The following is a 6,927-nucleotide window of genomic DNA, read 5'->3' as shown; positions in this document are numbered from 1 at the left end:
AGAGGTGTATAAGAGACAGCCGTCCGCGCCGCCCACCGGGTCTACCTCAAGCGCATGCTGCTGGCCGAGAGCGCCGAGGGCCTGCTGCCCGAGTGGGCGTTCTTCGCCCGGTGCGTGGTCGACGCGGGCGAACTCCGCCCCACCGCCAGCCGCGAGGCGCTGTACGAGGACGACCTGCTGGAGCACACCCGCACGGTGCTCGGTACGCGGCTGCGCGAGTGGCTGGTCACGCTGGCCGAGACCGACCCCGCCCGGCTGCGCGGCTTCCTACGCCTGCACCACCTGGGCGTCAAGGCGCTGGCGCTGCACGACGACGACATGCTGCGCCTGGTGGACCGCTGGCTGGAGTTCGAGACCAGCGACGGCCCGATGACGCTCGCCCAGTTCCGGCTGCGCCACCCGAACGGGCGCTACACCTCGGGCGTGGACGAGTTCCGGCAGCTCTCCGGCGTGGCGGGCGCGCAGGGGGTCGGGCTCATCAACGCCGGATACGTCTACGACGCCGACATCCTTGAGCGGCTGCCCCGGATCGACCCCGAGGCCCGCCTGGACCGCCTGGACCCGGCCGAGCTGGCCACCCGGCTCTCGCCGGTCGACCCCGAGGCCGAGCTGGCCGCCCGGCCGTTCCTGATGGCGGCGGCGAACGCGCTCGACGGGCTCGGCTGCGAGGTCGTGCTGCGCGACTTCGATCCGGCCTCGCTGCCCGCGCTCTACCTGACCAGCCGCGCCGCCCAGCACCAGGCCGAGCTGCGCGAGGCCCGCGAGAACAGCGACGCGCTGTGGGCCGACGTGCTCGGCGCGATCGAGAACGTGGTCGCCACGGACCGCCCACGCCTCGTGCTCAACCACCGCAACCCGCTGGTCAGGCGGATCGTCGCGCTGCCCACCCCGGCGCTGGCCGGGACCGCGGTGGAGGCCCTGTACGGCATGGCGCTGCTGCACGGCCACCACCCGCTGCGCGCGGCCGACACCGCCGCGCTCAACCGATCGTTCCTCGGCCTGCTCGACTGGGCCGTCCTCGGCAAGGAGTAGAGGGGGCAAGGATGGCAGGCGGAGCCGACGAGGTACACGAACTGATCCAGCGCGCCGCGGGCACGCCGTACGGGCAGGCCAAGACCGCGGTGCTGGAGCGGGCGCTCGGGCTGGCCGAGGCGCTGCGCGACCGCGACCTCGCCCTGCAGGTACGGCTGGACCTCACCTCCGCGTACCAGCACGGGGCCGAGCCCGCCAAGTCCTTCGCGACCTTCACCCGCTGCCTGGCCGAGTACGACGCCGAGCCCGGCAGGTTCGGCGAGTGGGAGACCCACTACCTGCTCTGGCAGTTCAAGTGGATCACCAGTTCCATGATCCGCTTCCCGGAGGTGCCGCTGCGGCGCGCCCAGGACGCCCTCACCGAGATGGAGAGCAGGTACCACAAGGCGGGGGCCGGGCTGCACGCCGTGTACGCCCAGCGCTGCTACCTGGCCCAGCACCTGGGCGACAAGGAGGCGGCCGACGAGTGGTTCCACCGGTGGCGGACGACACCGCGCGACCCCCTGTCCGACTGCGAGGGGTGCGACCCGAGCGGCAAGGTGTGGCACCTGGCATGGCTGGGACGCGATGAGGAGGCGGTCGAGCTGGCCGCGCCCGTCGTCGCGGGCGAGCTGACCTGCCACGTGCAGCCGCAGGGCATCTTGGCCAGGCTGCTGGTGCCCTACCTGCGCACCGGGCGGTTGCGGGAGGCGGCGGGCGCGCACCGGCGGGCCTACCGGATCGTGGCCGGCGACGCCAACTACGTGGACGACTTCGGCGACCACATCGAGTTCTGCGCGCTGACCGGCAACGAGGCGCGCGGCCTGGAGATCCTGCAGCGCGAGTCGCCGCTGCTGGACCGGGCCGCCAGCCCGCGCGCGGCGATGCGGTTCGCCTCGGCGGCGGGGCTGCTGCTGCGCAGGCTGGAGGAGATCGGGCACGGCGACACGGTGATCCGGCGGCCGGGCGAGGAGACCACCGCGAGCGCGCTGCGCCCTCGGATGGAGGCCACCGCCCGTGAGCTGGCCGCGAGGTTCGACGCGCGCAACGGCACGGACGAGCAGTCCCGGCGGGTGGAGGAGACCATGGCGGCCGAGCCGCTGGTGGAGCACCTGCCGCTCACCCCGCACGCGCGGCGCGTCCCGGCCCCCGCGCCGGTGCGGCCCAAGCTCCCCGAGCCTGCGGAGACCACCCCGGACACCCTGCTCGACCTGGCCGAACGCTCCTGGGATCAGGCCGACTTCCGCGCCGCGCTGGCCACCTGGGCGCGATTCGACGAGCTGTACGGCGAGGCGGGCGGCGCGGGGCTCTCGGAGGTCCAGCGAGCGCGCCGGGACGAGGGGCGCGGCTTCGCGGCGGGGAAGGACCGGCCCCGGGAGACGATCGCCGAGTGGGAGCGGGCCGTGCTGGGGTACGCCCGCGCCGGTGACGAGCTTCGCCGCCAGGCGGCGCTGAGCCGCCTGGCCCTGCTGCGGGCGACACTGGGCGACGAGGGCGACTGGGTGGCAGCGGCCGAGGAGTCCGCCGCGTACCTGGACGCCCACGGCACCGCGGCGCAACACACGGCGGCGGCCGTCCGCCTGGCGCAGACCTACCACGAGGCGGGCCGCCCGGACGACGCCGTGCGGCTGCTGGAGAGCACCGCCGAGCGGTCCGAAGGCCCCGGCCGGCCGTTGCTGCGGCTGGCCGAGATCCTGGCCGAGGACCCCACCGCCCTGGACACCGCCACGGCGACCGCCGCCCGCGCCCGAAACGCCCTGCGCGCCACGGGCGGCATCCGCCTGGCCACCGCCTGCCTCCTGCACGCCCGCCTCCAACGCGACCAGGCCGGGTCCCTTGGACGAACAGGGGATGACGGGGCGTTGGGAGAGGTGGTTCAGGCGTACGGGGAGGCGCTGGCGGTCGCGCCCCGGGCCGATACCGCGCTGCGCGCGTTCGCGTACGAGGGCAGGGGAGAGGCGCTGCTGGCGCTGGGCCGTGCCGCCGAGGCCGCCGACGACCTGATCGAGGCCGTGGCCTCGCTCACCTCCGTCGGCGCGAACGAGCAGGCCGCGGTGGTGCGGGTCGATCTGTGCCGGGCCTATCTGGCCACCGGCCGCCCGCTGGACGCGGCCGAGGCCGCCGAGGAGGCGCTGGCCATGCTGCCGGAGGAGCTCGCCGACGAACGGCTCGCCGCCCGGTGGGTCCGCGCCGACGCGCAGCGCGACCTCGCCGGGCCGGGCGACCTGGAGGCGGTGCTGGCCGACTATCGGGAGGTCGAGGCCGGACTGCTGGCCGCGGGCCGGTGGGCGGAGGCGGCGTCCGCCGCCGAGGCGGCCGGTGACCTGCTGATGCGGCTGACCAGGCACGAGGAGGCGGCCGACACCTACGCCAGGGCGGCCGGCCTCGGCGACGGCGACCCGCTGCTCACCGCCCGGCTGCTGCGCCGCCGCGGAATGGCCGTCTACAAGCTCGACCGCCAGGAGGAGGCGGCGCTGGAGATCTTCGCCGAGGCTCGCGCCGCGCTGGCCGGTCTGCCCCCCGGTGACCCCGACGTCGTGTGGGAGAGCTGCCGGATCGGCTGTGAGGAGGCCGAGGCACTGGACTGGCTGGGCGAGCAGGCCCAGGCCAGGGAACGGTGCATGGAGGCCATCGCGGGGTTCCGTTCGATCGGCGCGAACGAGGCCGCCGACCGGGCCGCCGAGATTCTCGCGTCCATCTACTGGGACCCCGGCGGCGACGAGGACGACGACGAGGAGCCGGAGGTCGCCCGATAGCGGCCGGATCGCCGTCTGGCGTTGGCGCGGCGTTCAGCCACCTGGGGTAATCCGCTTGCCTGTGCAACGGTTGTTCACTTCGGTGTGCAGCGCAGGTCACAACGGGGCTAATCGGATCTTCTGCACTTGGAGCGTGGAGCCGAACCCATCACGCAGAGTGTTCATGACCGCGACCGCCGCCATGACGGGCGGCCTGGTGGTCCCCGCCGCGGTGGCCACGCCCGCGGCGGCCCGCTCACGCGCCCTTGCCGGCGACCCCTTCACACTCGGCGTCGCCTCCGGCGACCCCGCCAAGGACGGGTTCGTGCTCTGGACCCGGCTCGCCCTCGATCCGCTGGGCGGCGGCGGCCTCGGCGGGATGCCGGGCCGTGACGTCGAGGTGGCCTGGCAGGTCGCCACCGACGAGCGGTTTTCCAAGGTGGTGCGCTCGGGGGCCGAGACCGCCGCCGCAGACCGGGGGCACAGCGTCCACGTCGAACTGTCCGGGCTGGAGCCCGGCCGGGAGTACTTCTACCGCTTCAAGACCGGCCGCCACATGTCGCCGGCCGGCCGTACCAGGACCTCCCCGGCGGGGGACACCGCGGCGTTCACCTTCGCCGTGGCCGCGTGCGCGCACTACGAGCACGGCTACTACACCGCTTACCGCCGCCTCGCCGAGCAGGACCCCGACCTGGTGGTCCACCTCGGCGACTACATGTACGAGTACGCGCCGGACGGCTACAAGGCGATCGAGGGCAGGGTCCGCAGGCACACCGAGGGCACCTGCCGCACCCTGGCCGACTACCGGATGCGGCACGCGCAGTACAAGAGCGACCCCGACCTGCAGCGCGCGCACGCCGTGGCGCCCTGGCTGGTCGCCTTCGACGACCACGAACTTGAGAACAACTGGGCCGGCGAGGTGTCGAGCACCGCCGACCCGGTGTTCGCCCGGCGCAAGGCCGCCGCGTTCCGCGCGTACTACGAGAACATGCCGCTGCGACGTACCAGCGTCACCGGCGGGGCGTCGATCCGCGTGCACCGCCGGGTGGACTGGGGCCGCGCGGCCCGTTTCCACCTGCTGGACACCCGGCAGTTCCGCGACGACCAGGCGTGCGCCGACGGCCTGCGGTCCGGCTGCGACGAACGGCTGGACGCCGGCCGTACCCTGCTCGGCGCCGACCAGCGGGACTGGCTGCTGGACGGCCTGCACCGCTCCCCGGCCCGGTGGAACCTGATCGGCCAGCAGATCCTGATGGCGCAGCGCGACTGGCGGCAGGGACCCGGCCGCGAGGTCAGCATGGACTCCTGGGACGGCTACGCCGCCGAGCGCACCCGGCTGCTCACCGCGCTGCGCGACTCCGGCGCGGGCAACCCGGTCGTGCTCACCGGCGACGCCCACATGCACCACGCCGCCGACCTGCGGATCGACTTCGACGACCCGGACTCGCCCAAGGTCGGCGTGGAACTGGTCACCTCCAGCGTCACCAGCGACGGCGACGGATACCGCGACCAGGCGCGGGTGGAGGAGATCGTGGCGGAGAACCCGCACATCTCCTACCTGGACCAGCGGCGCGGCTACATCGTCTGCCGCCTGGCGGCCGACGAACTGCGCGCGGACTTCCGGACCCTGGAGTACGTCTCCCGGCGCGGCGCTCCGGCGAAGACCACGCACACCGTGACCGTGCCCGCGGGCCAGGCCGGGGGCCCGGCCCTGGCTGGAGCGGCCGGGGTCAGCCGGACAGCCAGGACAGGACCACGCTGAGGCCGCTCGTCGCGACCAGCGCGACGATCAGCACCAGAATGATGATCCGCTGCTTCGATCCCGACATCATGTCCTCAGCCTAGCGACCGCGCTGCGCTCCCGCGGCCATCGTGTAGCCGTACAGGTCGCGGGAGGCGCCGGCGGGCAGCCGCCCGGTCCGGCCGGGGCGCACCCCGGTGACCGCCCCGCTCGCGGACGACTTGAGGCCGCCGCGGACCAAGGTGAGCCGCCCGGTGCCCGGGGAGGCCACGACGAGGTCGTACGGCACATGCCGGGCGGACGCGGCGCGCACCCGTGCGCCGGTCGGGACGGTGGCCAGCGCCGTCCCGAAACCGCCCTTGGGGCCGGGGATCAGCACGTTGCCGATCTTGGTCAGGCCGCCGGAGCGGGTGCCGGCCAGGACCTGGACGGCGTTCTCGCCCGGGATGCCGATCGCCAGCTCGGCGTCTCCGTCGCCGTTGAAGTCGGCGGCGGCGAGCGCCGCGCCGAACCGGTCGTAGTAGCGGGGCTTGCCCGTGAGGGTGTTCTGCGACCACGACTCCGAGCGCGCGGTGCGCAGGCCGGAGGGCGAGCCGTAGACCGTGTGCACGGTCCCGTCGCCGTAGTCCATCGCCCGCTGGTTGCCGGTCAGGCCCTCGCCGGGTACCCCGATCGCGAGGTCGTCGCGGCCGTCGGCGTCGAAGTCGGCGGCGGCGAGCGCGGCGCCGAAGCCGTCCCACTTCTCGGCCGCGCCGGTGATGCCGGGGCTGCTCTGGGTGAGCAGGGTGGCGCGCCGCCGCCGCGGGTCGACCACGGTGACCGAGCCCTGGCCGTCCTTGCGCACGGTGTCGCCCGGCGCGCCGACCACCGCCTCCGCCTTGCCGTCGCCGTCGAAGTCGCCGGTGGCCACGGCCGCGCCGAACTGGTCGGTGGGCAGCGCCCGCTGGCCGACCCAGCGGGTCTTCTGGGTGAACAGGTACGGGCGGCGGCCCTTCATCCCGTAGATCCCGGCCGCGCCGCCGGTGCCGTGCCCGGGAGCGCCGATGACGAGTTCGTCGTCGCCGTCGCCGTCCAGGTCGCCCGCGGCCAGGGCGGCGCCGAACCGGTCGCTGCCGCGCCTGCCGCCCAGGTCGGTGATGTCGATCTCCGCGCCGGGGCGCAGGCCGCCGGGGGAGCCGTGGTAGACCCGCACGACGCCGTTGCCGTCCGCGCCGGGACGACGGGTGCCCGCGAACTCCTCCGACGCCCCCACCGCCAGGTCGGTGCAGGAGTCGCCGTCGAAGTCGCCGGTGGCGAGCGCCGAGCCGAACGCGTCGCCGAGTTCGGCCTCGCCGGGGCCCTGAGTGAGGTCCGCGGGCCTGCGCATGCCGTACAGCACCCGTACCGAACCCGCCCGCGCCTTCCCGCCGGCCGCCGCGTACGGGGCGGCCACCGCCAGGT

Annotated in this window: 4 protein-coding genes; 3 read left to right on the top strand and 1 reads right to left on the bottom strand. The window is 74.7% G+C overall.

All coding sequences use genetic code 11. The annotated features are described in order from the left end of the window. Positions 1-54: 54 nt before the first annotated feature. The 3 genes from C1I98_RS32765 (at position 55) to C1I98_RS32755 (ending at position 5,508) form a co-directional block, all read left to right on the top strand. Positions 55-1,032 (top strand): HSP90 family protein, encoded by a 978-nt coding sequence (locus C1I98_RS32765; RefSeq protein WP_233508389.1) that lies wholly within the window; start codon positions 55-57, stop codon positions 1,030-1,032. A gap of 11 nt (positions 1,033-1,043) precedes the next feature. Next, positions 1,044-3,767 (top strand): tetratricopeptide repeat protein, encoded by a 2,724-nt coding sequence (locus C1I98_RS32760; RefSeq protein ID WP_111171221.1) that lies wholly within the window; start codon positions 1,044-1,046, stop codon positions 3,765-3,767. Between the two features lie 163 nt (positions 3,768-3,930). Further along, positions 3,931-5,508: an alkaline phosphatase D family protein gene (locus tag C1I98_RS32755; RefSeq protein WP_111171222.1), complete on the top strand. Its 1,578-nt coding sequence runs from the start codon at positions 3,931-3,933 to the stop codon at positions 5,506-5,508. A gap of 79 nt (positions 5,509-5,587) precedes the next feature. Here the strand turns inward: C1I98_RS32755 and C1I98_RS32750 are convergent. Beyond that, the coding region (locus C1I98_RS32750; RefSeq protein ID WP_111171220.1) for an FG-GAP repeat protein at positions 5,588-6,927 on the bottom strand (1,340 nt) is incomplete at its 5' end.

The organism is Spongiactinospora gelatinilytica, from assembly GCF_003236385.1.
GTDB lineage: Bacteria > Actinomycetota > Actinomycetes > Streptosporangiales > Streptosporangiaceae > Spongiactinospora > Spongiactinospora gelatinilytica.
The sequence above is the reverse complement of the archived record's forward strand: the minus strand, read 5'-3'. Positions and strand labels throughout refer to the sequence as shown.

What these genes read in the sequence shown, in the direction of transcription:
- C1I98_RS32765 (WP_233508389.1), top strand. Translation starts at nt 55, where the DNA reads ATGCTGCTGGCCGAGAGCGCCGAGGGCCTGCTGCCCGAGTGGGCGTTC.
- C1I98_RS32760 (WP_111171221.1), top strand. Translation starts at nt 1,044, where the DNA reads ATGGCAGGCGGAGCCGACGAGGTACACGAACTGATCCAGCGCGCCGCG.
- C1I98_RS32755 (WP_111171222.1), top strand. Translation starts at nt 3,931, where the DNA reads ATGACCGCGACCGCCGCCATGACGGGCGGCCTGGTGGTCCCCGCCGCG.